At 73.0% G+C, this 25,764-nt stretch carries 21 protein-coding genes; 17 read left to right on the forward strand and 4 right to left on the reverse strand.

Features of this window, described 5'->3' with window-relative positions; translation table 11 throughout:
* Positions 1–324: 324 nt before the first annotated feature.
* Positions 325–711, forward strand: a complete 387-nt coding sequence (locus ACFVVX_RS02325) for a DUF3040 domain-containing protein (protein ID WP_387940438.1) — start codon at positions 325–327, stop codon at positions 709–711.
* 78 nt (positions 712–789) lie between these two features.
* Here ACFVVX_RS02325 and ACFVVX_RS02330 read toward each other — a convergent pair whose 3' ends face one another.
* From ACFVVX_RS02330 to ACFVVX_RS02345, 4 genes are all read right to left on the reverse strand, one after another.
* A complete protein-coding gene (locus ACFVVX_RS02330) occupies positions 790–3,237 on the reverse strand; it encodes a transglutaminaseTgpA domain-containing protein (RefSeq protein ID WP_387940440.1) in 2,448 nt (815 codons plus the stop codon).
* Entirely contained in the window at positions 3,234–4,556 is a 1,323-nt protein-coding gene (locus tag ACFVVX_RS02335) for a DUF58 domain-containing protein (RefSeq protein ID WP_387940442.1), read from the reverse strand. The genes ACFVVX_RS02330 and ACFVVX_RS02335 overlap by 4 nt, the downstream gene beginning before the upstream one ends.
* Position 4,557: 1 nt before the next feature.
* Positions 4,558–5,523, reverse strand: coding sequence for an AAA family ATPase (locus tag ACFVVX_RS02340; protein ID WP_387940655.1), 966 nt, complete (start codon positions 5,521–5,523; stop codon positions 4,558–4,560).
* A gap of 449 nt (positions 5,524–5,972) precedes the next feature.
* The gene (locus ACFVVX_RS02345) at positions 5,973–6,515 is read right to left on the reverse strand and encodes a beta-class carbonic anhydrase (RefSeq protein ID WP_387940444.1); all 543 of its coding nucleotides are present in this window, start codon (positions 6,513–6,515) and stop codon (positions 5,973–5,975) included.
* A 581-nt stretch (positions 6,516–7,096) separates the two neighbouring features.
* Here ACFVVX_RS02345 and rsmH point away from each other — a divergent pair.
* The 16 genes from rsmH (at position 7,097) to ACFVVX_RS02425 (ending at position 25,687) form a co-directional block, all read left to right on the forward strand.
* The gene (rsmH, locus tag ACFVVX_RS02350) at positions 7,097–8,071 is read left to right on the forward strand and encodes a 16S rRNA (cytosine(1402)-N(4))-methyltransferase RsmH (protein ID WP_387940446.1); all 975 of its coding nucleotides are present in this window, start codon (positions 7,097–7,099) and stop codon (positions 8,069–8,071) included.
* Positions 8,072–8,187: 116 nt separating this feature from the next.
* A complete protein-coding gene (locus ACFVVX_RS02355; protein WP_387940448.1) occupies positions 8,188–8,706 on the forward strand; it encodes a septum formation initiator family protein in 519 nt (172 codons plus the stop codon).
* Positions 8,703–10,910: a penicillin-binding transpeptidase domain-containing protein gene (locus tag ACFVVX_RS02360; protein ID WP_387940450.1), complete on the forward strand. Its 2,208-nt coding sequence runs from the start codon at positions 8,703–8,705 to the stop codon at positions 10,908–10,910. The genes ACFVVX_RS02355 and ACFVVX_RS02360 overlap by 4 nt, the downstream gene beginning before the upstream one ends.
* A gap of 6 nt (positions 10,911–10,916) precedes the next feature.
* Entirely contained in the window at positions 10,917–12,569 is a 1,653-nt protein-coding gene (locus ACFVVX_RS02365) for a UDP-N-acetylmuramoyl-L-alanyl-D-glutamate--2,6-diaminopimelate ligase (RefSeq protein ID WP_387940452.1), read from the forward strand.
* A complete protein-coding gene (gene murF, locus ACFVVX_RS02370) occupies positions 12,566–13,969 on the forward strand; it encodes a UDP-N-acetylmuramoyl-tripeptide--D-alanyl-D-alanine ligase (RefSeq protein ID WP_387940454.1) in 1,404 nt (467 codons plus the stop codon). The genes ACFVVX_RS02365 and murF overlap by 4 nt, the downstream gene beginning before the upstream one ends.
* Positions 13,969–15,030 carry a phospho-N-acetylmuramoyl-pentapeptide-transferase gene (gene mraY / locus ACFVVX_RS02375; RefSeq protein WP_387940657.1) on the forward strand — a complete coding sequence of 354 codons (1,062 nt, stop codon included), beginning with the start codon at positions 13,969–13,971 and terminating at the stop codon, positions 15,028–15,030. The genes murF and mraY overlap by 1 nt, the downstream gene beginning before the upstream one ends.
* Entirely contained in the window at positions 15,027–16,460 is a 1,434-nt protein-coding gene (gene murD / locus ACFVVX_RS02380) for a UDP-N-acetylmuramoyl-L-alanine--D-glutamate ligase (RefSeq protein WP_387940456.1), read from the forward strand. Before mraY ends, murD begins: the two co-directional genes overlap by 4 nt.
* A 130-nt stretch (positions 16,461–16,590) precedes the next feature.
* Positions 16,591–17,964 (forward strand): putative lipid II flippase FtsW, encoded by a 1,374-nt coding sequence (gene ftsW, locus ACFVVX_RS02385; RefSeq protein ID WP_387940458.1) that lies wholly within the window; start codon positions 16,591–16,593, stop codon positions 17,962–17,964.
* A 6-nt stretch (positions 17,965–17,970) separates the two neighbouring features.
* Complete coding sequence (gene murG, locus ACFVVX_RS02390; protein ID WP_387940460.1) at positions 17,971–19,077, forward strand: undecaprenyldiphospho-muramoylpentapeptide beta-N-acetylglucosaminyltransferase; 1,107 nt, start codon at positions 17,971–17,973, stop codon at positions 19,075–19,077.
* Entirely contained in the window at positions 19,070–19,882 is an 813-nt protein-coding gene (locus ACFVVX_RS02395) for a cell division protein FtsQ/DivIB (protein ID WP_387940462.1), read from the forward strand. The genes murG and ACFVVX_RS02395 overlap by 8 nt, the downstream gene beginning before the upstream one ends.
* Before the next feature lie 364 nt (positions 19,883–20,246).
* A complete protein-coding gene (gene ftsZ / locus ACFVVX_RS02400) occupies positions 20,247–21,476 on the forward strand; it encodes a cell division protein FtsZ (protein ID WP_387940464.1) in 1,230 nt (409 codons plus the stop codon).
* Positions 21,477–21,479: 3 nt separating this feature from the next.
* Positions 21,480–22,214: a peptidoglycan editing factor PgeF gene (gene pgeF / locus ACFVVX_RS02405; protein ID WP_387940466.1), complete on the forward strand. Its 735-nt coding sequence runs from the start codon at positions 21,480–21,482 to the stop codon at positions 22,212–22,214.
* Positions 22,211–22,999 carry a YggS family pyridoxal phosphate-dependent enzyme gene (locus ACFVVX_RS02410; protein ID WP_387940468.1) on the forward strand — a complete coding sequence of 263 codons (789 nt, stop codon included), beginning with the start codon at positions 22,211–22,213 and terminating at the stop codon, positions 22,997–22,999. The genes pgeF and ACFVVX_RS02410 overlap by 4 nt, the downstream gene beginning before the upstream one ends.
* A gap of 301 nt (positions 23,000–23,300) precedes the next feature.
* A complete protein-coding gene (locus tag ACFVVX_RS02415; protein ID WP_030391444.1) occupies positions 23,301–23,903 on the forward strand; it encodes a cell division protein SepF in 603 nt (200 codons plus the stop codon).
* 93 nt (positions 23,904–23,996) lie between these two features.
* A complete protein-coding gene (locus ACFVVX_RS02420) occupies positions 23,997–24,278 on the forward strand; it encodes a YggT family protein (RefSeq protein WP_148645520.1) in 282 nt (93 codons plus the stop codon).
* A gap of 59 nt (positions 24,279–24,337) precedes the next feature.
* Entirely contained in the window at positions 24,338–25,687 is a 1,350-nt protein-coding gene (locus ACFVVX_RS02425; RefSeq protein ID WP_387940470.1) for a DivIVA domain-containing protein, read from the forward strand.
* Positions 25,688–25,764 lie beyond the last annotated feature (77 nt).

A 25,764-nucleotide genomic window follows, 5' to 3' on the forward strand; every position in this document is an offset into this window, starting at 1 on the left:
CTCCTCGGAAGCTCCCCAGCTCCCGGCCGATTCCATCGGGTCGGGCACTTGTCCGGGGGTCGCGGCGTTGAGCCCAGTGCGGCCCAGGACCCGCTGAAGTGGCCCGGCCCACGCGTGGCCGACCACCCCGCAACGGGGCCCTGGACCGTATGATCTGGGTAAAGCCGGAAAGCATGACAGCCGGATGCATGGGGCATATGGACGACACGGGCCGGGTCCCCCGCACAGGCGTCCGACCGCGTGTTCTGAAGGCTGATTGGACTTTGCCACCCCGACCGGGGCGGTGGACCGGTCGCATCCGCGACCGACGAGTAGGAGGACTCCGTGCCGCTCTCGGAGCACGAGCAGCGACTGCTCGACCAGATGGAGCGAGCGCTGTATGCCGAAGATCCCAAATTCGCGTCGGCGCTTGAGGGAACCGGGCTGCGCACCTACACCCGTCGGCGGGTCTACCTGGCCGTGGCGGGCTTCGTGGTCGGCGTGGGCCTGCTGATGGGTGGCATGGTTGTCCCCGACCAGATCTGGGTCAGCATCGTCGGCTTCCTGGTGATGCTCGGATGCGCGGTCTTCGCCGTGACGGGCTGGCGGCGCGGGCCCGCCGGACAGGGCTCCGGCCCCCGCCCGGCCGCCGCGCCCCGGCGCAAGGCCGGGATGATGGACCGGGTGGAGCAGCGCTGGCAGCGCCGCCGGGACGAGCAGAGCGGTCTCTGAAACCCTGCTGAACGGCAGACGCCGAGGGCGGGCAGTCGATTCGACTGCCCGCCCTCGGCGTCTGTCCGTGCGCAGTGCTCAGGAGGGCTTCCGCCCGCCCCGGCGCAGCTTCCCCCAGGCCCGGCGCACCGGGCCGGTGACGGCCCCGGTCACCCGGCCGACCCGGCGGCGGCCGGCGAGCCGGGCGGCCAGCACCGCGTCGGCCATCCGCCACCACAGCTTGGCCGAGGAGGCCGGCAGCAGCACCGCGCGGACCCGCTCGGCCCGCTTGGCCCCGGCCCGCAGGCCGTCCCGGGCGGTCCGGACGTCCGCCGCCAGCGGGGCGGCGACCTCGGCGGACCGGGCGTAGAGCACCCGCTCGGTGGCCAGCGCCACCCGCCCGGCGGCGGCGGCCGAGGTCTCGTCGAGTTCGGCGGTCTCGGCGATCCGGCGGGCGGCCGAGCGCGGGGTGCGCGACTCGTCCGGCGGGATGCCGAGGTCCCAGGCGGAGTCGATCAACTCGTCCCAGGCGGCCAGCACCTGTGCGTCGGTGAGCTCCCCCGGGCCGTCCCCGCCGGGCCGGCGCCGCCCGCCCGCGCCGAGCCGCCGGCGGCGCAGCAGCGTCCGCCAGACCATCGGGGTGAGCAGGAGGGCGATCAGCACCAGGACGCCGGCGAAGGTGCCGAGGACCTGTCCGGAGAGCAGCCAGGACTCCGCGCCGGCACCGGCGGCGGCCTTCCTCTCGTCCCCGCAGTCACCCGTCCGGCGCAGCTTCGCGTCGCAGTCGCCGCTGCTGGACGGCACCGGCACGGGCGCCGTGTTCTGCGGGACGGCGGTCGGCTGCTGGGTCGGCGCGGTGGCCGGGGCGGCGACCGGATCGGTGTAGCGGGGCTCCACGCCGCGGCTCTTGGTGGGCTCGAAGCGCATCCAGCCGTAGCCCTGGAAGTACAGCTCGGGCCAGGCGTGGTACATCAGCCCGGTGACCAGGTACCGGTCGGCGCCCTTGGCCTCGCCGGGGGTGAACCCGACCGCGACCCGGGCGGGGATGTTCAGGCTGCGGGCCATCGCCGCCATGGTGGAGGCGAAGTGCACGCAGAAGCCCTTGCGGTCCCGCAGGAAGGTCTCGATCGCCGCGTTGCCGGAGCCGCCCTTGATCGCGGTGGTGTACGTGAAGCCCGGCCCGGTGAACCAGTCCTGCAGCGCGAGCGCCTTGTCGTAGGTGGTCGAGGCGTTCTTGGTGACGGCGAGCGCCTGCTCCCGGACGACCGGCGGCAGGTCCTTGGGCAGCTCGGTGTAGCGCTCGGCGACCTTGGCCGGGACCGGGCCCGCCTGGCGCAGCTCGGTGGCGGTGGGCCGGACGTCCAGGGCGGTGACCTTGTAGCTCAGGCCCTTGATCGCGTTGGGCTTGTCCTTGGCGGGCAGCACGCTGCCGGTGAGGGTGTCGAGCTTCCAGTCGGAGAACCTGGGGACGGTGACGCTCCTGGCCGGGTACGGCATCGGCAGCCAGGCCGAGTCCAGCCGGTCGCTGACCCGGAACTCGCCCTGGACCGAGGGCACGTTGAGGTCGCTCTGCCCCTCGGGGACGGGGAGGGTCTCCCGGAGGTCGGCCGTGCCGGGCCCGCTGAGCTTCCACTCGGTGCCGTCGAACGCGTCCAGCGAGCCGGTGCGCAGGTAGGCGGTGTCGGCGAGGGAGCCGTCCATCGTGTAGGTGAGCAGCTCGTCGTTGCTGGACCTGGCCACGTTGGAGGCGAGCGTCACCAGCGGGTCGAGGGTGGTGACGGCGCCGCCCCCGAGGCCGCCGGCGGCGCCGGCGCGGCCGTTGGCGTGGATCAGGCCGAAGTCCCAGCGCGGCAGGAAGGCCGGCAGCAGCAGGGCGAGCGCCAGGGCCAGCACGCCGACCCGCTGGCCGCCGAGGCTGAGCGTGCCGCTGCCCTCGGAGTTGCGCGAGCTGCCGCGGAAGACCCGCCCCCAGCGGGAGATCCGGTCCTGGCCCTCGGCGAAGAGCAGCAGCAGGTAGCCGCCGGCCGCGAGGGCGAACCAGACCCAGCTCCCGCCGGTGCCGGCCAGCCCGTTGCCGATCGAGAAGAGCGCCAGCAGCGGCAGCCCGGCCAGCGCGGAGCGCCGGTAGGTCACCGCAACGGCGTCCACGACGATGGCGATCAGGCCGACCGAGGAGACCAGGATCAGCCGCAGGCCCGCGTTCGGCGGCGCCGGGATGGCGTACTCCTGGATGTCGTCCAGGCCCGCGGAGAGCACGTGGTCCAGGGTGCGCAGCGACTGCGGCCCGGGGACCAGGCCGCCCCACAGGGCGCCGTCGCCGGCGAAGCCGACCAGCAGCAGCAGGAACAGGACGGCCAGCTGCCCGACCGGCACCGTCCAGCGGTAGAAGGGCGTCCGGCGCAGGCCGGCGCCGGCCGCCGCGATGACGGCGACCACCAGGAAGGCGTGGGTGATCCAGCCCTTGGTGGTGAGCAGCGGGGTCAGGCAGAGCGCGGCCAGTGCGGTGGCCAGCGCCGAGTACACGGTCAGTTTGGCCCGAGCGGTCACGCACCGGCTCCTTGTCGGTAGGGGGAGGGCGCCTCGGTGCGGTCGGCGGCCCGCCACAGGTCGGGGACGGAGTCCCCGGCGCGGACGGGCAGGACCGTCCAGCCGGCCTCGCGCAGCTGCTGGACCCGGGCGCGGAACTCGTCGCCGCCGGTCTCCGGGGCGAGCAGCCGCAGGCCGGACCAGGTGCCGGAGTCCAGGACGAAGGCCACGGCGCCGCCGGTGCGGTTGCGCAGCCGGGCCAGCCGGGCCGTCTGCGGTTCGTCGAGCTCGCCGAGGACGGCGACCAGCAGGCCCTCGCCGCCGGAGCGCAGCGGCTCCTCGGCGCGGGACAGCCCGCCGCCGTCGGAGAGGTCGACCACGGCGAGCGCGTCGAGGATCAGGCCCGAGGTGTCGGCGGCGCTGCTCCGGCCGCCCGCGTCCGGTCCGGGCACGCTGTGGCCGATGTCGGTCAGCAGGCGGGTCTGGTAGCCGCGCTCCAGCAGGTGGACGGCGACCGAGGCGGCGCAGCTGACCGCCCACTCGAAGGAGGACGCGGGGCCGCTGCCCCGGTGGCCCGTCTCCCGGGTGTCCAGCAGGACGGTGGCCCGGGCCCGCTGGGGCTGCTCCTCGCGGCGCACCATCAGTTCGCCGTACTTGGCCGTGGACTTCCAGTGCACCCGGCGCAGGTCGTCGCCGGGACGGTACTCGCGCAGGATCACGTCGTCGTCGCCGGCCAGCGCGAGGCTGCGGGTGTGGCTGTCGCCCTGCCCGGCCCACTCGCCGCTCAGCCGCACCTGCGGCAGGGCCTGGACCTGGGGCACCACGGTGAGCACGTCGGAGGCGGCGAACGAACGATTCACCTCGCACATGCCGAACGGGTCGGACAGCCGCAGCTGCAGCGGTCCGAGCGGGTAGCGGCCGCGCAGGTCGGAGCGGACCCGGTAGGAGACCTCGCGGTTGCCGTGCGGCTCGACCCGGTCCAGCACGAAGCGCGGGCGCGGCCCGAGCACGTACGGGACCTTGTCCTCCAGCAGCAGCAGGCCGGTGGGCACCCGGGAGACGTTGTCGACCCGCAGGTGGACCCGGGCCTCCTGGCCGGCGACGGCGCGGCGCGGGCTGAGCCGCCGGCCGCTGGCCACCCGGTAGCGGGTGTTGGCCAGCAGCAGCGCGGCGGCCAGCGGCAGCGCGGCGAGCAGCACGCCGACGCGCAGCAGCGCGTCCTGGTCGAGCAGGTACGCGCAGACCACCGCGGTCACCCCGGCGGCGAGGAAGGAGCGGCCCCGGGTGGTGAGACCGCGCAGGCCGGCGCGCAGGCCCGACGGTGCGTCGGACGGTCCCACCTCAGCCCCTCCGGACGGCCGGGCCGCCCTGCGGGCGCGGCAGCGGCAGCCGGGCGACCAGGTCGGCCACGATCTGCTCGGAGGTGCGCCGGCTGAGCTGGGTCTCGGCGGTCGGCATCAGCCGGTGGGCGAGCACCGGGACGGCCAGGCGCTGGATGTCGTCCGGGGTGACGTAGTCGCGGCCGTCCAGCGCGGCGGCGGCGCGGGCCGCCCGCACCAGGTGCAGGGTCGCGCGCGGCGAGGCGCCCAGGCGCAGCTCGGGGCTGGTGCGGGTGGCGGAGACCAGGTCGACGGCGTAGCGGCGGACCGGGTCCGCGATGTGCACGGTGCGCACCAGCTCGATCAGCTTGAGGATGTCGGCGGCGTGCGCGACCGGCTGGAGGTCCTCCAGCGGGCTGGCGCCGGAGTGCACGTCGAGCATGGCGAACTCGGCCTCGGCGCTCGGGTAGCCCATCGAGATCCGGGCCATGAAGCGGTCCCGCTGGGCCTCCGGGAGGGGGTAGGTGCCCTCCATCTCGACCGGGTTCTGGGTGGCCACCACCATGAACGGCGAGGGCAGCTCGTAGCTGGTGCCGTCGATGGTGACCTGGCGCTCCTCCATCGACTCCAGCAGCGCGGACTGGGTCTTGGGCGAGGCCCGGTTGATCTCGTCGCCGACCACGATCTGGGCGAAGATCGCACCCGGGCGGAACTCGAAGTCGCGCTGCTGCTGGTCGTAGATGTTGGTGCCGGTGACGTCCGAGGGCAGCAGGTCGGGCGTGAACTGGATGCGCCGCACGGTGCAGTCGACGGACTTGGCCAGCGCCTTGGCCAGCATGGTCTTGCCGACGCCCGGCACGTCCTCCAGCAGCAGGTGGCCCTCGGCGAGCAGCACGGTCAGCGCGATCCGGACGGCCTCCGGCTTGCCCTCGATGACGCTCTCGATGTTGGCCCGCACCCGGTCCACGACGGCACCGAGCTCGGGCAGGCCGACCCGGTGGTACCCGTCGGCCCCCTGGTCGCCCCCCGCACGACCCTCAAGACCGGCCTGATCGTTGTAGCTCGTCACCCGTACGCTCCCTGGCACACCGTGCCCGCCTCACCCCGAGGCGGGCCCCCACCCCATGCTTGACGCGGCCCCTCCGGGAGCGGTTCCGTGGGGGAGCCGGTACCGGGGTGTGGCCTGCGGCCTGGCCGCCCCAGGTGGTTCGGGGCCTGACCGGCAGGCGCATTCTCCCCCGGGTGGTGGCCAGAAGTCACCATCCGGCCCGGAAGCGCAGGGGAAACGTCGGTGGGGCGGCGGGCAGGCGTCGGCCGGGCGGCGGGGAGGTGCGGGGCGGTCGAGGGGGCAACGCCGGTCGGGCGCGGCGGGATTGCCGGGGGATCACCCCGGCGGAGGCCCGGACGGCGCTGGCCGGGCCTTCGGGACGGCCGGGGTCAGTGGATCTCGCGGAGCAGCCCGGTGTGGACGTCGAAGACGAAGCCGCGGACGTCGTCGGTGTGCAGCAGGAACGGCGAGGTGCGTACCCGCTGCATGGACTGGCGCACGTCGCTGTCGAGGTCGACGAAGGACTCCACCGCCCACTGCGGGCGCTGGCCGACCTCCTGCTCCAGCTCGCGGCGGAAGTCCTCGGTGAGGCCGAGCAGACCGCAGCCGGTGTGGTGGATCAGCGCGATCGAGCGGGTGCCCAGGGCGCGCTGGCTGATGGTGAGGGAGCGGATGGTGTCGTCGGTGACGACGCCGCCGGCGTTGCGGATGACGTGGGCGTCGCCGAGTTCGAGGCCGAGCGCCGCGAACAGGTCGAGTCGGGCGTCCATGCAGGCCACCACGGTGACCTTCTGGACCGGGCGGGCGTCCATGCCGCCGTCTCGGAAGGTCACCGCGTACTCGCGGTTGGCCGAGACGAAGCGGTCGATGATGTCGGATCCGGTGGTGTCGGCAGCGGCGGTCGGCGTGGGCCGGTCGGGGGTCACTGTCATATCGGAGACGTTAGTGCGATTCCGGTGCCGATGGTGGGGTCGAGGCCTACAGAGCACGAGGCTGTGACCGAGTGCATATCGACAACGGTCGGGCCCCGGTGGGCGATCTGTCCGGGTTTGCCGGATCCGTGTACCGGCGGCGCACGGCGGCCGTGCGGGCAGGGGCGCGCGAGGGCGCCGCCCGGACCGGGGGCCGTCCCCGACGGGCCGTCCGGGGCGGCCACGACCTGCGGTGATCCGTACCGCCGCCCGGGTGGTGCGCCGGAGCGGGCCATTGACTGACGGGGTGTGGGCGATAGAGTTGCGGCGCAGTGGAGCACACCCGTCGGGGCCCGTCAACCGGGTCTTTCCGGTCGGTGCGGCGGCCGACGCGGCCCGTGGCCTCCACCCGCTCCCGTGCCACCTGGCGCACCTTCCCCGGTGCCGGGCGGTCACGACCTTCCCCCAGTGAGCGGGCGGGGACCACGGGCCGCGTCCGCCCGGCCGCAGGCCCTTGCGCCGGCTCCGGTGCGCGGTGGGCCAAAATGGTCGGAGCTCCCGGACCTCGGGCGGCTTCGCACCGAAGAAGGGCGCCACAGCGCATGAGCACCAACGATCCGGCCCCCAAGCACGTCCCCGTGATGCTGCAGCGGTGCATGGACGCGCTCGCCCCGGCGATCTCGCGACCGGGCGCGGTGGTGGTCGACGCCACCCTCGGCCTCGGCGGGCACAGCGAGGCCCTGCTGACCCAGTTCCCGGAGGTCCGGCTGATCGCGGTGGACCGCGACCCGGCGGCGCTCAAGCTCTCCGGCGAGCGGCTGGCCCCCTTCGGCGACCGCGCCACCCTGGTGCACGCCGTCTACGACGAGATCCCCGAGGTGCTGGAGCGCCTGGACATCCCCGAGATCCAGGGCGTCCTGTTCGACCTCGGCGTCTCCTCGATGCAGCTGGACGAGGCCGAGCGCGGCTTCGCGTACGCCCAGGACGCCCCGCTCGACATGCGGATGGACCAGACCCGGGGGCTGAGCGCGGCCGAGGTGCTGAACACCTACACCCACGGCCAGCTGGCCCGGATCCTCAAGGTCTACGGTGAGGAGCGGTTCGCCGGGAAGATCGCCTCGGTGATCCTGCGGGAGCGCGAGAAGGAACCGTTCACCACCAGTGCGCGTCTGGTGGATCTGGTACGCAATGCCATCCCGGCCGCCACCCGGCGCACCGGCGGCAACCCGGCCAAGCGCACCTTCCAGGCGCTGCGGATCGAGGTCAACGGCGAGCTGGAGGTGCTGGACCGGGCGATCCCGGGGGCGCTGGACGTGCTGGCGCTGGGCGGACGGATCGCCGTGATGTCCTACCAGTCGCTGGAGGACCGCCTGGTCAAGCAGTACTTCGCGGCCGGGGCGACCACCACGGCCCCGCCCGGGCTGCCGTTCGTCCCGGAGGAGCACCAGCCCTGGCTGAAGCTGATCACCCGCGGTGCCGAGATGGCCACCGAGGAGGAGATCGAGGAGAACCGGCGTGCCGCACCCGTGCGGCTGCGGGTGGCGGAGAGGATCAGGGACCGAAGCACCCGGCGCTGACCAGGCAACGGGCGGTCCGAGGGGCGGAGGAAGACAGAGTGGTGGCGCCGGTGGTTGGCGGTGGACCCCTCCTGCCCGAGGGCGGGCGGGGCGGACGGGCCCGGGCGGGGAGCGGCATGCTCCCGGGCCAGGGCAGGGCACGGATCACGGTCCGGCCGGGGCGGCGACCCGTCCGGGGGCGGACGCCCTTCGCGGTCCTGGTGGTGGTCCTGCTGACGGCGGGCCTGCTCGGGCTGCTGGCGCTGAACACCGCGCTCAACGAGGGCTCCTTCGAGCTGTCCAGGCTGCAGAAGCAGACCACCGTGCTGACGGACGAGCAGCAGGGCCTCCAGCACCAGATCGACCAGGGCTCCGCACCGGACGCGCTGGAGCGCCGGGCCCGCGAGCTGGGGATGGTGCCGGCCGGCGGCATGGCCTTCCTCCAGGAGGACGGCACGGTGCTCGGCAAGCCTGGCGCGGCCCAGGACAACCCACCGGTCAAGCGCTCCACCGCCGAGCCGTGGCCGGGCGGGCAGCCGAAGCCCGGCGCCCAGCCGACCGCCCCGGCCGGCGGTGACACCACCGTCCAGATCAACCCGGTGACGCCGGCCGCCCCGCCGGCGCCCGCCGCCCCGAGCGGGGGTACCGGCCGATGAGCACGCCCCGACAGCCCTCCGGCGGTTCCGGCGGCACCGGCGGCCGCCGCCCGGTGGCCAAGGGCGCCGCGCCCCGCCCGGCACCGCGCGGCCAGGGCGCCAAGCCGCAGCCCGGCAAGGCCCAGCCCGCGAAGCCGCAGCCCGCCCGCGCCAAGCAGCCCCCGAAGGCCCAGCCCGCCCAGGGCCGGGACCCGAAGGCGCCGACCGCCAGGACCCCCCGGACCCCGCAGCAGCGCCGCCCCGAGGGCCGGCCGCCCGCGCGCGGCCAGGCACCGGCCAAGGCCCGCCCGAAGGCCCGCCCGCCGCTGCGCCCGCAGCCGAAGGCGATCCGGCTCGCCGACCCGCGCCGCCGGCTGCGGGTCATCACCATGGTCATGTCGCTGGTGTTCTCGGTCTTCGCCGGCCGGCTGATCCAGCTCCAGCTGCTGGACTCGGACGCGCTGGCCGCCGACGCCAACACCAACCGCTACCAGAACATCCCGATCACGGCCGAGCGCGGCTCGATAACGACCGCCGACGGCGTGGCGCTGGCCACCACCGTCGACGCGTACGACATCACCGCCGACCCGGCCATGTTCACCCCGGGGGCCTCCGGCATCCCGGACGCCCCCGAGCAGGCCGCCGCGCTGCTGTCGCCGATCCTGGGCGTGCCCAAGGAGAAGATCGCCGCCGACCTGCACACCCCCAAGACCCGCTACAAGCGGCTCGCCGCCCAGCAGACCCCGGACACCAAGAACCAGATCAGCGACCTCAAGTCGAGCCTGGAGAAGCAGGCCGGCTCCAAGTCCTGCGCCGCCCAGCGGCGGCTGCTCAACAAGTCCACCGAGGAGGGCGGGCGGACCAGGCTGGACAACGAGTGCGTCAACCCGCTGGCCGGCGTCTTCAACCGGGAGACCCAGAAGCGCGTCTACCCCTCGGACGGGCTGGCCTCCAACCTGGTCGGCTTCGTCAACGCCGAGGGCGAGGGCGCGGGCGGTCTGGAGTCGCAGTACCAGTCGGTGCTGGCCGGCAAGGAGGGCAAGAGCAGCTACGCCCAGGCGGGCGGCCGACTGGTGCCCACCGCCGGGGGCTCGCTGGACCCGGCCGTGCCCGGCACCGACCTGCGGCTGACCGTCAACCGGGACATCCAGTGGGCCGCCCAGCGCGCCATCACCGACCAGGTCGCCAACGCCGGGGCGGAGAAGGGCTACGTCATCGTCCAGGACGTGAAGTCCGGCCAGGTCCTCGCGATGGCCACCTCGCCCGGCCTCAATCCCAACGACCTGCGCTCGGCCAAGCCGGGCCAGCTCGGCAACGCGGCCGTCCAGGACGTCTACGAGCCCGGCAGCACCGCCAAGCTGATGACCCTGGCCGCCGTACTGGACTCCGGGAAGGCCGCCTGGGACACCAAGGTCACCGTCCCCAACCGGCTGGTCCGCGGCGGCCAGGAGTTCAAGGACGACGTCGACCACGCGACCTGGTACCTGACCCTCGCGGGGGTGCTCGCCAAGTCCTCCAACATCGGCACCATCGAGGCCGCCGAGCAGCTCGGCGCGACCCAGCCGGAGTCCAACAAGATCCTCTACGACTACCTGCGCAAGTTCGGCATCGGCGAGACCACCGGACTCGGCTTCCCCGGCGAGACGGCCGGACTGCTGGAGAAGCCCGAGGACTGGAAGGCCTCCAAGCAGTTCACCATCCCGTTCGGGCAGGGCCTGTCGGTCAGCGCCATGCAGGCGACCTCGGTGTTCTCCACCATCGCCAACGGCGGTGTGCGGGTGGCGCCCGGCGTCATCCAGGGCACCACCTCGCCGGACGGCCGGTACACCCCCGCCGCGCCCGGCGCGCAGTCCCGGGTGGTCAGCGAGCAGACCGCGAAGACCCTCACCGAGATGCTGGAGTCGGTCGTCTCCGACGAGCAGGGCACCGGCGGCAAGGCCGCCATCCCCGGCTACCGGGTGGCAGGCAAGACCGGCACCGCCGATCGGGTGGACCCGAAGACCGGCGGATACCGCGGCTACACCGCCTCCTTCATCGGCTTCGCCCCCGCCGACGCGCCCCGGGTCACCGTCTCCTGCACCATCCAGGACCCGGTCAACGGCCACTTCGGCGGCCAGCTCTGCGGGCCGGTGTTCAAGCAGGTGATGGAGTTCACGCTGAAGACCCTGCAGGTCCCGCCGAGCGGCAGCGAGGCCCCCAACCTCGCCGTCGACTGGAAGCCGTGATCGAGGATGAGCGAGGAACGGGCCGCTTTGGGCGACGGCGCGGCGAAGGCCCGGTTTGGCCCTGGACACCCTTCGGCGGATAGCCTTCCCGCCGTGCCGAAACCCGATCAAATCACCGTGAGCCCGCCGCGCCCCGCCCGGGCCGTGGCCCTGCCGCTCGCCGAGCTGGCCCGTCTGCTGGGCCTCGCGCCCGTCGAGGGGGGCCTGGTCACCGGCGTCACCCACGACGCCCGCGCGGTGCGCCCCGGCGATGTGTACGTGGCCTTCCCGGGCGCCAACCACCACGGCGCGGCCTTCGCGGGCCAGGCCGCCGCGGCCGGCGCGGTGGCGCTGCTCACCGACCCGGCGGGCGCCGAGCTGGCGGCCGCCACCGGCCTGCCGCTGCTGCTGGTCGACCGGCCGCGGGCCCGGATGGGCGAGCTGGCGGCCGCCGTCTACGGCCGGCCCTCCGAGCGGCTGCTGATGATCGGGCTGACCGGCACCAACGGCAAGACCACCACCTCCTACCTGGTCGAGGGCGGACTGCTCGGCGCCGGGCGCAGCCCCGGGGTGATCGGCACCGTCGAGATGCGGGTCGGCACCGAGCGGATCAAGAGCGAGCGGACCACCCCCGAGGCCACCGACCTGCACGCGATCCTCGCCGTGATGGGCGAGCGCGGCGCGGACGCGGTGACCATGGAGGTCTCCAGCCACGCGCTGGTCTACGGCCGCACCGACGGCGTGGTCTACGACGTCGCGCTGTTCAACAACCTCACCCCCGAGCACCTCGACTTCCACCCGGACATGGAGGACTACTTCCAGGCCAAGGCCCGGCTGTTCCAGCCCGGCAAGTCCCGGAGCGGCGTGGTCAACCTGGACGACCCGTACGGGCGCCGGCTGGCCGGCGAGGCGAAGATCCCGATCACCTCGTTCTCCGCGACCGGCGCGCCCGAGGCCCACTGGCGGGCCGTGGACGTCCAGCTCGGCCCGGTCGGCTCCACCTTCCGGGTGCTCGGCCCCGACGGCGCCGAGGCGGACGCCTCCGTGCCGCTGCCCGGCCCGTTCAACGTCGCCAACGCGCTGGCCGCGATCACCCTGCTGGTCACCGCCGGACTGCCGCTGGAGCGGGCCGTCGCCGGGATCGCCGCGGTACCCGGGGTGCCCGGCCGGCTGGAGCGGGTGGACGCCGGCCAGCCGTACGTCGCCGTGGTCGACTACGCGCACAAGCCGGACGCCCTGCAGGCCGTCCTCGGCTCGCTGCGCGAGGTCACCAAGGGCCGGCTGCACGTCGTCGTCGGCTGCGGCGGCGACCGCGACCCGCACAAGCGCGGCCCGATGGGCGCCATCGCCGCCCGGCTCGCCGACACCGCCCTGCTGACCAGCGACAACCCGCGCAGCGAGGACCAGTTGGCGATCCTCGCCACCATGCTGACCGGCGCCGCCTCGGTGCCCGAGGCCGAGCGCGGCACCGTCCTGGTCGTCCCCGACCGGGCCGAGGCGATCCGCCTCGCGGTCTCCCGCGCCCAGGCCGGGGACACCGTGCTGGTGGCCGGCAAGGGCCACGAGCTCGGCCAGTACGTACGAGACGAGATCCGCCCCTTCGACGACCGCGAGGTGCTGCGCGAGTCGATCGCGCGGACCACGGCCGCCCGGGGCACCGGAGGAGTAGAGCAGCCGTGATCGCACTGACCCTCGCAGAGGTGGCCGCAGCAGTCGGGGGAACCCTGGACGGCGCCGACCCCGACACCGTCGTGACCGGACCGGTCGAGGTCGACTCCCGCAAGGTGCGGCCCGGGGGCCTGTTCGCGGCCTTCGTCGGCGAGCACGCGGACGGCCACGACTACGCCGACACCGCCGTCGCGGCCGGCGCCGTCGCGGTGCTCGCCTCCCGTCCGGTCGGCGTGCCCGCCGTGCTGGTCGACAGCGTGGTGGACGCGCTCGGCAAGCTGGCCCGGACCGTGGTCGCCCGCGCCGACGGCACCACCGTCGTCGCGCTGACCGGCTCGGCCGGCAAGACCAGCACCAAGGACCTGATCGCCCAGCTGCTCCAGCGCCACGGCCGGACCGTCTACCCGCCCGGCTCGCTCAACAACGAGATCGGCCACCCGATGACCGCGCTGCGGGTCGAGGCCGACACCCGGCACCTGGTGATGGAGATGGGCGCCCGGCACAAGGGCGACATCGAGTACCTGACCTCGATCACCCCGCCGCGGATCGGCCTGGTGCTGAACGTCGGCACCGCGCACGTCGGCGAGTTCGGCTCCCAGGAGGCGATCGCCGAGGCCAAGGGCGAACTCGTCGAGGCGCTGCCCGCCGACGGCGCGGCGATCCTCAACGCCGACGACCGGCTGGTGCGCGCGATGGCCTCCCGGACCCGGGCCAGGGTGGTGCTGTTCGGGGAGTCGCCGGACGCCCACGTCCGGGCGCGGGATGTTCGCCTGGACTCCACCGGACGGCCATCGTTCACGCTGACCACCCCGGCCGGTTCCGCACCCGTGCAGCTGCGCCTGTACGGTGAGCACCACGTCTCGAACGCCCTCGCCGCCGCTGCGGTGGCGGTGGAGCTCGGGATGTCCGTCGACGACACCGCCGAAGCGCTGAGCGAGGCGGATGCGCTGTCCCGCTGGCGCATGGAGGTCGTCGACCGGGCCGATGGTGTCACCGTCGTCAACGACGCCTACAACGCGAACCCCGACTCGATGCGGGCCGCGCTGCGGGCGCTGGTCTCGATGGGGGGACGCGGACCGGAGCGCCGCCGCACCTGGGCGGTGCTCGGTGAGATGCGGGAGCTCGGCGAGGAGAGCCTGGCCGAGCACGACGCCATCGGGCGGCTCGCGGTACGACTGGACGTCACCAAGCTGGTGGCGGTCGGCGGACGCGAGGCGGCCTGTATGGAACTGGGCGCGAGGAACGAAGGTTCGTGGGGTGAGGAGTCGGTGCTGGTGTCCGACGCGGACGCGGCGGTCGAACTGCTGCGCAGTCAGCTTCGGCCGGGGGATGTGGTCCTGGTGAAGGCCTCCCGTTCGGTGGGTCTGGAGAAGGTGGCCGAGGAACTGCTCGCGGACGGTGCCGCATCATGATGAAGCAAGTCCTCATCTCCGGCATCATCGGCCTGGTCCTGTCGCTGCTCGGCACCCCGGCCCTGATCAAGCTGCTCGCCAAGTACGGCTACGGCCAGTACATCCGCGACGACGGCCCCAAGGCGCACCACAGCAAGAAGGGCACGCCCACCATGGGCGGCATCGCCTTCATCCTGGCGACGCTGATCGCGTACTTCGGGACCAAGGCGATAACGGGCGAGGCCCCGACCGCCTCCGGGCTGCTGGTGCTGTTCCTGACGGTGGGCCTGGGCCTGGTCGGCTTCCTGGACGACTACATCAAGGTCGTCAAGCGCCGCTCGCTCGGCCTGCGGGCCAAGGCGAAGCTGGTCGGCCAGTCGGCCGTGGCCCTGGTCTTCGCGATCCTGGCCCTCCAGTTCAGCGACAGCCGCGGGCTCACTCCGGCCTCCCAGCACCTCTCCTTCGTACGCGACTTCGGCTGGTCGATCGGCCCGGTGCTGTTCGTCATCTTCGCGTACTTCATGATCGCCGCGATGTCGAACGGCGTGAACCTGACGGACGGTCTGGACGGCCTCGCCACCGGTGCCTCGGTGATGGTCTTCGGCGCCTACACCTTCATCGGCGTCTGGGAGTACGGCCAGAGCTGCGCCTACACGATCTCCGCCACCGCCAGCTGCTACGACGTCCGCGACCCGCTGGACCTCGCGGTGGTCGCCGCCGCCCTGATGGGCTCCTGCTTCGGCTTCCTCTGGTGGAACACCTCGCCCGCGAAGATCTTCATGGGTGACACCGGCTCGCTCGCCCTCGGCGGCGCGCTGGCCGGTCTGGCGATCTGCTCCCGCACCGAGCTGCTGCTCGCGCTGCTCGGCGGCCTGTTCGTGATCATCACCCTCTCGGTGATCATCCAGGTCGGGTCCTTCCGGATGACCGGCAAGCGGGTCTTCAAGATGGCACCGCTGCAGCACCACTTCGAACTCAAGGGCTGGAGCGAGGTCCTGATCGTGGTCCGGTTCTGGATCATCCAGGGCCTCTGCGTGGCGGTCGGCCTCGGCCTCTTCTACGCGGGATGGGTTGCCGGATGACCGACCTCCAGTGGACCGGCCTGCCGGTCACCGTCGCCGGACTCGGGGTCTCCGGCATCAGCGCCGCCCGCGCGCTGCACGGCCTCGGCGCCCGGGTCACCGTCGTCGACGGCGGCTCCGGCGCGGGCCTGCGGGCCCGCGCCGACGAGCTGGCGGCCGAGGGCATCACCGTCCGCCTCCAGGACGGTGACAGCCTGCCCGAGGGCACCCGGCTGATCGTCACCTCGCCCGGCTGGCCGCCGAGCAGCCCGCTGTTCGCCGCCGCCGGGGCGGCCGGCGTCGAGGTCTGGGGCGACGTCGAACTCGCCTGGCGCCTGCGCAGGCCGCTGGAGTCCACCGGCGAGCCCGCCCCCTGGCTGGCCGTCACCGGCACCAACGGCAAGACCACCACCGTCCAGATGCTCGCCTCGATCCTCACCGCCGCCGGCCGGCGCACCGCCGCCGTCGGCAACGTCGGGGTCTCCGTCCTGGACGCGGTGCTCGCCGAGGAGCCCTACGAGGTGCTCGCCGTCGAGCTCTCCAGCTACCAGCTGCACTGGGCGCCCTCGCTGCGCCCGTACGCGGCGGCCGTGCTCAACCTGGCCCCCGACCACCTGGACTGGCACGGCTCGATGGAGGCGTACGCCGCCGACAAGGGCCGGATCTACGAGGGCAACGTCGTCGCCTGCGTCTACAACCTGGCCGACCCGGCCACCGAGGCGCTGGTCCGCGAGGCCGACGTCGAGGAGGGCTGCCGGGCGGTCGGCTTCGGCCTCGGCGCGCCCGGCCTGTCGAACCTCGGCGTGGTCGACGGCCTGCTGGTGGACCGCGCCTTCGTGCCGGACCGGGCCAAGAGCGCCGCCGAGCTGGGCTCCGTCGAGGACGTGAACCCGCCGGCCCCGCACAACATCGCCAACGCGCTCGCCGCGGCCGCCCTGGCCCGCGCCTACGGCGTGGACCCCAAGGCCGTCCGGGAGGGCCTGCGGGCCTTCCGCCCGGATGCCCACCGGATCGCCGAGGTCGGCGTGGTCGACGGGGTCACGTACATCGACGACTCCAAGGCCACCAACACCCACGCCGCCGCGGCCTCGCTGGCCGCCTACCGGCCGATCGTCTGGGTCGCCGGCGGCCTGGCCAAGGGCGCCGCTTTCGACGACCTGGTCCAGGGCGCGGCCGAGCGGCTGCGCGCCGTGGTGCTGATCGGCCAGGACCGCGCGGTGATCCGCGAGGCGCTGGCGCGACACGCGCCGGATGTCCCGGTGATCGAGGCGGCCGAGGGCCAGACTGGCGCGGTGGCGATGACAGAGGTGGTCCGCACGGCCGCGTCACTCGCCCAATCGGGTGACACGGTGCTGCTGGCCCCGGCCTGCGCGTCGATGGACATGTTCACCAACTACGGCGAGCGCGGCGACCTGTTCGCCGCCGCGGTCCGGGAGCTGGCGCCCCGCTAGCGGGGCCGGGCGGGGCCGCCGGCCGGCAGCCCCGCCGCGCGGCCCGCCGACTCGCGGGGCGCGGCAGCAACCGCCGGCACCGGGCCGCAGGCGGACCCGGGTCGGGCGAGTCGCAGAAGAGGAGAACGTGGTGGCGGGTCAGGGCAGGGCGGGTGGTCCCGGCGCGCCGGAAAAGGGCGCCGCGCACCCGCTGAGACTGATCTCGGCCACCACGACCGCCTACAAGTCGGCCGGCCCGCTGGCCCGTGTGCAGGCCTTCCGGGCCCGGCTGCGGTACACCCTGGACCGGCCGCTCACGCCCTACTACCTGATCCTCGGCTCGGTGCTGCTGCTGGTGGTGCTCGGCCTGGTGATGGTCTTCTCCGCCTCGCAGATCCTGGCCCTCGGCCAGCACCGCTCGGCGCAGTTCTACTTCCTCAAGCAGCTGGTCGCGGCCATGCTCGGCGCGGTCATGCTGATCGGCTTCGCCAGCGTGCCGGTCGCGGTGCTGCGGGTGATCGTCTACCCGGTGCTGCTCGCCGTCATCGGCGCGCTCGCGCTGGTCGCGGTGCCCGGCGTCGGGGTGGAGGTCAACGGCAACCGGAACTGGCTGGATCTCGGCTTCTTCCAGTTCCAGCCCTCCGAGTTCGCCAAGCTCGCCCTGGTGCTCTGGGCCGCCGACCTGCTCGCCCGCAAGCAGCGCAACGGCACCCTCGACCAGTGGAAGCACCTGCTGGTCCCGCTGGTGCCGGGAGCCCTGCTGCTGCTCGCGCTGATCATGCTCGGCGGCGACATGGGCACCTCGATGATCCTGGTGGCCATGCTGTTCGGCCTGCTCTGGATGGTCGGGGCCCCGCTGCGGCTGTTCGTGGCCACCGTCGGCGTCGCGGTCGTGGTCTGCACCGCCCTGGTGGTCACCGTCCCGCACCGGGCCGAGCGGCTCTCCTGCATCGGCGTCACCAAGCTCGACCCGAACGGTGCCTGCTTCCAGGCCCTGCACGGCGTCTACTCGTTCGCGCTCGGCGGCCCCTGGGGCTCGGGCCTCGGCGCCGGGGTCGAGAAATGGGGCCAGCTGCCGGAGGCGCACACCGACTTCATCTTCGCCGCGACGGGCGAGGAACTCGGACTGGTGGGGACGCTGTCGGTGATCGGTCTCTTCGCGGCACTAGGCTACGCGGGTATCCGTGTGGCCATCGGTACGAAGGACCCCTTCGTCAGGTACGCCGCGGGAGCCGTCACCACCTGGATCATGGCGCAGGCCGTGGTCAACCTGGGGTCGGCGCTGGGACTGCTGCCCATCGCGGGCGTCCCGCTCCCGCTGTTCTCCTACGGCGGTTCCGCCATGCTGTCGGCCATGAGCGCGATCGGTGTGCTGCTGTGCCTCGCACGCAGCACCCCGGGTGCGAAGGCGGCCCTGGCCGCCCGGAGCAAAAACTCCCGGTTCAGGAAACGACTGGTCCGGGTGCTGCCACGACGACGAACCACAGCGCGCCCGGCCCCGGTGCCGGCACGCAGGGAGCGGTGAATTTCGGTGCATGTCGTACTCGCCGGCGGGGGGACCGCCGGTCACATCGAGCCGGCCCTCGCCCTCGCGGACGCCCTCCGCAGGCACGACCCGTCCATCGGGATCACCGCCCTGGGCACCGAGCGCGGCCTGGAGACCCGGCTGGTACCCGAGCGCGGCTACCAGCTGGAACTGATCCCGGCCGTGCCGCTGCCCCGCAAGCCCACCCCCGAGCTGATCACCGTTCCGGGCCGGCTGCGCGGGACGGTCCGGGCCGCCCAGGAGATCATCGAGCGGGTCAAGGCGGACGCGGTGGTCGGCTTCGGCGGCTACGTCGCGATGCCCGCCTACCTGGCCGCCAAGCGCGCCGGTGTGCCGATCGTGGTGCACGAGGCCAACGCCCGGCCCGGTCTGGCCAACAAGATCGGCGCCAGGTACAGCGACTTCGTCGCGGTCTCCACGCCGGACAGCAAGCTGCGGGACTCCCGCTACATCGGCATCCCGCTGCGCCGGACGATCGCCACCCTGGACCGCAACGCGGCCCGCCCGGAGGCCCGGCACTACTTCGGCCTCGACCAGCGGCTGCCCACCCTGCTGGTCTCCGGCGGCTCCCAGGGCGCGCGCCGGCTCAACGAGACCGTCACCGCGATCGCCCCGCGGCTCCAGCAGTACGGCGTGCAGATCCTGCACGCGGTCGGCCCGAAGAACGAGCTGCCGCAGGTCGACGACATCCCCGGGATGCCGCCGTACCGCGCGGTGCCCTACGTGGACCGGATGGACCTCGCGTACGCGGCGGCCGACCTGATGCTCTGCCGGGCCGGCGCCATGACGGTGGCCGAGCTGGCGGCGGTCGGTCTGCCCGCCGCCTTCGTGCCGCTGCCGATCGGCAACGGCGAGCAGCGGCTGAACGCCCAGCCGATGGTCAAGGCCGGCGGCGGCCTGCTGGTCGACGACGCCGAGTTGACCCCGGACTGGGTGCTGCAGAACGTGCTGCCGGTGCTCACCGACCCGCAGCGGCTCTGGGACATGAGCCGCGCCGCCGCCGAGTTCGGCCGCCGGGACGCCGACGAGCTGCTGGTCGGGATGGTGTACGAGGCGATCGAGGCTGCGCGGGGCGGCCGCCGTCGTGGCTGACGGTCGCCTCGCCGACCCTCCTCCGGCCCGTCGGGCCGGAGGAGGACACCCGCAGGACGAGGTGGAGTTCGAGGCCGAGGAGTACGCTCCCCGGCTTCGGCTCTCCCGGCGGGGCGTCCTGGTGCTGGGCGCGCTCGGGGCCGCGGTGCTGGGCGTGCTGACCTGGGTGCTGTTCCTCTCCTCGGTGCTGGACGTGCGCAGCGTCTCGGTGCAGGGGGTCCAGGACGACAGGCTGACGGCCGACCAGGTCCGCACCGCGATCGGCGGGGTCGGCTCCGGCCCGTTGGCCCGGGTGGACCTGGAGGACGCCAGACGGCGGGTCGAGGCGATCCCCCGGGTGGCCGCGGCCGAGGTCTGGCGGGGCTGGCCGCACACCCTGCGGGTGAAGATCACCCAGCGGAAGGCGGTGGCCGCCGTCAAGGGGGAGGACGGCCGGTTCACCCAGGTCGACGCGGGCGGCGTGAGCTTCGCCACCGAGTCGGCCGCCCCCGAAGGGGTGCCGGTGGTGGAACTGCAACTCAGTCAGCAGGCGAAGGACGTGGAGTCGGTGATCACCCGTCCGCAGCTGGTGCAGGGCGCGGTGATGGTGGCCGCGCGACTTCCGGCCGAGGTCGCACAGCGGGCCGGGGCGGTGCTGGTGCACTCCTACGACGACATTCAGCTGCAGCTCAGCGGGGGTGCGACGGTGCGCTGGGGGAGTCCGGAACAGAGCGATCGCAAGGCGCGGGTCCTGGTGGCGCTGCTGCATCAGAAGGGTACGAACTTCGATGTGAGCGCTCCGGAGGCGCCGGCGGTGTCGGGATGATCCGGTAGGTTCTCTGTCTGGGGGAGGGGTTGACGCCTTTCGGTGTCGGCCCGAACCTAGGTGGTCACCCCGGTTTCATTAGCCGGTTGATGATCACATAGGCTCAAAAGAAAAAGGGAAGCTCGGCGTGTTCGTTGAAACACGAGCCCGGCGCGACCTAGTGTCCTGTGTCACCAGACTGTGTTCTCTGGTGATGTGACGGAGGCACAGCACTAACCCTAAAGGTCAAGTTTAGGGTTGGGGTCGGCGGTCGGCATTTCGGACATTCAGTCAGAAACCAGGCTCCCTACCCATCGACATCCGTCGGCACGGCATCCCACAGGCGCCGAGCCGACCCGGAAATTCGAGGCGAGAGGCCTTCGACGTGGCAGCACCGCAGAACTACCTCGCAGTCATCAAGGTCGTCGGTATCGGCGGCGGTGGTGTCAACGCCATCAACCGGATGATCGAGGTCGGTCTCAAGGGCGTCGAGTTCATCGCGATCAACACCGATGCGCAGGCCCTCCTGATGAGCGACGCCGACGTCAAGCTCGATGTGGGCCGTGAACTCACCCGGGGCCTGGGCGCCGGCGCCAACCCCGAGGTCGGCCGGAAGGCCGCCGAGGACCACCGCGAGGAGATCGAGGAGGTCCTCAAGGGGGCCGACATGGTCTTCGTCACCGCGGGCGAGGGTGGTGGCACGGGCACGGGCGGCGCGCCCGTCGTGGCCAACATCGCCCGCTCGCTCGGCGCCCTGACCATCGGCGTGGTCACCCGCCCCTTCACCTTCGAGGGCCGCCGTCGCGCCAACCAGGCCGAGGACGGCATCGCCGGCCTGCGCGAAGAGGTCGACACCCTCATCGTGATCCCCAACGACCGGCTGCTGTCCATCTCGGACCGCCAGGTCAGCGTGCTGGACGCGTTCCGCTCCGCCGACCAGGTGCTGCTCTCCGGTGTCCAGGGCATCACCGACCTGATCACCACCCCCGGCCTGATCAACCTGGACTTCGCCGACGTCAAGTCCGTCATGTCGGACGCCGGTTCGGCGCTGATGGGCATCGGCTCCGCCCGGGGCGAGGACCGCGCCAAGGCGGCCGCCGTGATGGCGATCTCCTCGCCGCTGCTGGAGGCGTCCATCGACGGCGCCCGCGGTGTGCTGCTCTCCATCTCCGGCGGCTCCGACCTCGGCCTGTTCGAGATCAACGAGTCGGCCCAGCTGGTCAGCGAGGCCGCCCACCCCGAGGCCAACATCATCTTCGGCGCGGTCATCGACGACGCGCTCGGCGACGAGGTCCGGGTCACCGTGATCGCGGCCGGCTTCGACGGCGGGCAGCCGCCGGCCATCGTCCGCGACCCGGTGGTCAAGGCCACCCCGGCGACGCCCCCGGCGGGTACGCCGAGCACCGCGCCCGAGCGTCCGGCCGGCCGGCCGCCGTACGGGAACATCGGTTCGGTGACGTCCCGTTCGGACCACGACGGTTCGGTCGGCTCCCGGCAGGCCGAGGCTCCGGCCACCGCGACCGCGGCCCCGGTGCCGCCGCAGGTGCAGCCGGCCCGCCAGCCGTTCGTGGAGAGCCCCGCCGAGGAGCTCGACGTCCCGGACTTCTTGAAGTAGTCCGTGGTGGAACACGCAGTACGCAACGGTGCTCACTTCGCCTTCACCGACCGGTGGGGCGGGGTGAGCACTTCGCCGTACGGGGAGTTGAACCTCGGCGGCGCGGTGGGGGACGACCCGCAGGCCGTCCGGGAGAACCGGGCGATCGCGGCCCGCTCGCTCGGGCTCGACCCGGCGGACGTCGTGTGGATGAACCAGGTGCACGGCGCGGAGGTCGCGGTGGTGACCGGGCGCCAGGCCCTCGGGCAGGCCCCGACCGTGGACGCGCTGGTCACCGACCGGCCGCTGGCGCTGGCGGTACTGACCGCCGACTGCACCCCGGTCCTGCTGGCCGACCCGGTGGCGGGCGTGGTGGGCGCGGCCCACGCGGGCCGGCCCGGACTGGCGGCGGGCGTGGTGCCCGCGGCGGTCCGGGCGATGGTGGAGCTGGGCGCCGAGCCCGGGCGGATCACCGCCGCCACCGGACCCGCGGTCTGCGGCCGCTGCTACGAGGTGCCGGCCCCGCTGCGGGCCGAGGTGGCCGGGACGGTGCCGGCCGCGTACGCCGAGACCTCCTGGGGGACCCCGGCCCTGGACGTGCCGGAGGGAGTGGCGGCGCAGCTGGCCGCTGCGGGGGTCACCGAGTTGGTGCGATCATCTGTCTGCACCCTCGAATCCGCCGATCACTACTCCTACCGTCGCGAGCAGCGGACGGGTCGGCTCGCGAGCTACGTCTGGTTGGGCTCTGAACTCTCATGACGAACGACATCTACGGACCGTTCCCGGGCAGCGCCGAGTTCTCGGCGGCCCTGACGGAGGGCCAGCGGGCCCGGTACGAGGAACTCGGGTCCAACCTGGAGGTCGTCGAGCGCCGGATCGCCGACGCCTGTGCGGCCGCGGGGCGGGCGCGTGACGAGGTCAGGCTGGTCGTGGTGACCAAGACCTACCCGGCCGAGGACACCGCGCTGCTGGCCGCGCTGGGCGTCACCGATGTCGCGGAGAACCGCGACCAGGACGCCGGGCCCAAGGCGGAGCAGTGCAGAAACCTTCCGCTGGACTGGCACTTCGTCGGCCAGCTGCAGACCAACAAGGTCCGCTCGGTGGTCCGGTACGCGAACCACGTGCACTCGGTGGACCGGGACCGGCTGGTCGGCTCGCTCTCCGCCGCGGTGCTCAAGTCCGGGCGCCCGGAGCTGGGCTGCCTGGTGCAGGTGGCGCTGGACAAGGAGAGCGGCGAGGGCGAGGGCCGGGCCGGGGTCGCGCCGGAGGAGGTGGCGGCGCTGGCCGACGCGATCGCCGACGCGCCCGGGCTGCGGCTGGACGGTGTGATGACCGTCGCCCCGCTCGCCGGTCCGCTGGCCGGGGACCCGGCCCGCTCCTTCGAGCGGCTGGCGGAAATCGCAACCGCCGTACGCACGGCCCATCCTGCTGCCACGATGGTTTCCGCAGGAATGAGCGGTGACCTGGAGCAGGCGATTGCCGCCGGGGCGACACATGTGCGCGTCGGAACGGCGGTACTCGGAGTGCGGTCACCCCTCAGGTAACGTCACCGGGTAGTAGATCAGACTGCAGGACAAAATAGGACAGAAACTAGCAGCTTTCCAGAGCGCTAGCGAACCGTGGATCGCAGCTCCGCGGCCCACACCCACGATCTCTGACCGGCCGTCGGCCTGACGGTCCGTCGTGGGCGGGCCGCGGGTATCCGCAGGCGGGGCCGGACGGCCCGGCCGTCGGGACGGAGTCGATCCACCACGGAGCAGGCGGAGCGAGCGACCATCGACGGCGCGCGTTCGCGAAGCGACCACCGAGCGCAGCGAGGTGGGCATGAGCGGAGGAGACAGGAGCATGGCCGGCGCAATGCGCAAGATGGCGGTCTACCTCGGCCTCGTGGAGGACGAGACGTACGACGGCCAGGGGTACGACCCCGACGACGACTACGACGCGGACCCCGAGCCGATTCGCACGGGGCGGACGGAGGACATCCCCCGCCCGGCGTCGCCGGCGCCCGCCCCCGTCTCCTCGATCACGCCGCAGCCGGTGCCGGCCGCGGTGCCGATCCGGCAGGAGACCCCGAGGATGGCCCCAGTGTCGTCCATCACACCCGAACGCCGCCACAACCTGGAGAAGAGCGCCCCGGTGATCATGCCCAAGGTAGTGAACGAACGAGAGCCCTACCGCATCACCACGCTGCACCCCCGGACCTACAACGAGGCCCGTACGATCGGGGAACAGTTCCGTGGCGGGACCCCTGTGATCATGAATTTGACCGAGATGGACGACACCGATGCGAAGCGGCTCGTAGACTTCGCCGCTGGACTCGTCTTCGGTCTGCACGGCAGTATCGAGCGCGTGACGCAGAAGGTGTTCCTGCTGTCTCCTGCTAACGTCGATGTCACGGCGGAGGACAAGGCTCGGATCGCCGAGGGTGGGTTCTTCAACCAGAGCTGACCCGGCCACGACTTTACGTGTGGATCTGATCGACAGTGAGTTAACGACAGGCGACAGGCCGAATGGCCCGAGTACAGGGGAGAGGGAAGCGCGATGGGGATCGTGTGGGCGGTGCTCTACTACGCGCTGACCGTCTTCCTGGTGTTCCTGCTTGTGCGGCTGGTGATGGACTGGGTCTTCCAGTTCGCGCGTTCGTGGCGGCCCGGCAAGGCCATGGTCCTGGTCCTGGAGGCCACGTACACTGTCACGGATCCGCCGCTCAAGCTTCTTCGGCGGTTCATTCCGCCGTTGCGTCTCGGGGGCGTGGCGCTCGACCTGTCCTTCTTCGTACTGATGATCATTGTGTATGTCCTGATCTCGCTTGTGCGGCCCTAGTCGTAGGTGAGCGATGCGACAGGATGCCGGTGTGCCGACGATCACGTTGAGGTGAAGAGATGCCATTGACCCCCGAGGACGTTCGGAACAAGCAGTTCACGACCGTCCGCCTGCGCGAAGGCTATGACGAGGACGAGGTCGATGCCTTCCTCGACGAGGTCGAGGCGGAGCTGACCCGCCTTCTCCGCGAGAACGAGGACCTGCGCGCCAAGCTGGCCGCCGCGACCCGTGCCGCCGCGCAGAACCAGGCCAACATGCGCAAGGAGCCGCCGCAGGACTCGCGTCCCGGCGCCCCCGTGCCGGCCGCCATATCCGGCCCGCCGGTCCCCGGGCAGCAGGGCCCCGGCCCGCAGCAGATGGGTGGCCCCGGCGGTCCGCAGCAGATGGGCGGCCCGCAGCAGCAGCAGCAGATGGGCAACCAGCCGCTCGGCCTGCCGTCCGGCGCGCCGCAGCTCCCGTCCGGGCAGGGCGGCCCGATGGGCGGCCCGCAGCAGCAGATGAACCAGACCATGGGCGGCCAGCAGCAGCTGGTCCAGCCGATGGGCGGTCAGATGCTGCAGCCGATGGGCGGCCCGATGGGCCAGCAGGGTCCCGGCCAGGGCAACCCGATGGGCCAGGGCATGGGCCAGGGCATGGGCCAGCAGCAGATGCAGCAGATGGGCGGCCCGATGGGCGGCCAGCAGCAGCAGATGGGCGGCCCGCTCGGCAACCCGATGCAGCAGCAGGGCCCCGGTGGCGACAGTGCCGCCCGCGTCCTGGCGCTCGCCCAGCAGACCGCCGACCAGGCGATCTCCGAGGCCCGTTCCGAGGCCAACAAGATCGTCGGCGAGGCGCGCAGCCGGGCCGAGGGCCTGGAGCGCGACGCCCGTGCCAAGGCCGACGCCCTGGAGCGGGACGCGCAGGAGAAGCACCGCGTCGCGATGGGCTCCCTGGAGTCCGCCCGGGCCACGCTGGAGCGCAAGGTCGAGGACCTGCGGGCGTTCGAGCGTGAGTACCGGACGCGTCTGAAGTCCTACCTGGAGACCCAGCTGCGCCAGCTGGAGTCGCAGGCGGACGACTCGCTCGCCCCGCCGCGCCTCCCGGCCACCGCCTCGCTGCCGCCGGCCGCGTCGTCGATGGCTCCGGCCGGTGCGTCCGCGATGAGCGGCGGCGCCCCGAGCTTCGGTGGCAACCAGCCGTCCTTCGGTGGCAACCAGCCGTCGTTCGGCGGGCAGAGCTCCTTCGGCGGCAACAACGGTGCGCCGAGCTTCGGCGGGCAGTCCTCCGGTGGCAACTCCGGTGCGCCGCAGATGGCCCCGGCCGGGATGACCCAGCCGATGGCCGCGGTCCGTCCGCAGCCGCCGCAGCCGATGCAGCAGGCGCCGGCGCCGATGCGCGGGTTCCTGATCGACGAGGACGGCGACAACTGAGGTTGTAGCCGGGCACTTCGAGGGCGCCCCCGTCTGACCTTCCGGGTCATGGCGGGGGCGCCCTCGTCGTGCTGTCC

The organism is Kitasatospora sp. NPDC058170, assembly GCF_042883905.1.
In the GTDB taxonomy this organism is placed as follows: domain Bacteria; phylum Actinomycetota; class Actinomycetes; order Streptomycetales; family Streptomycetaceae; genus Kitasatospora.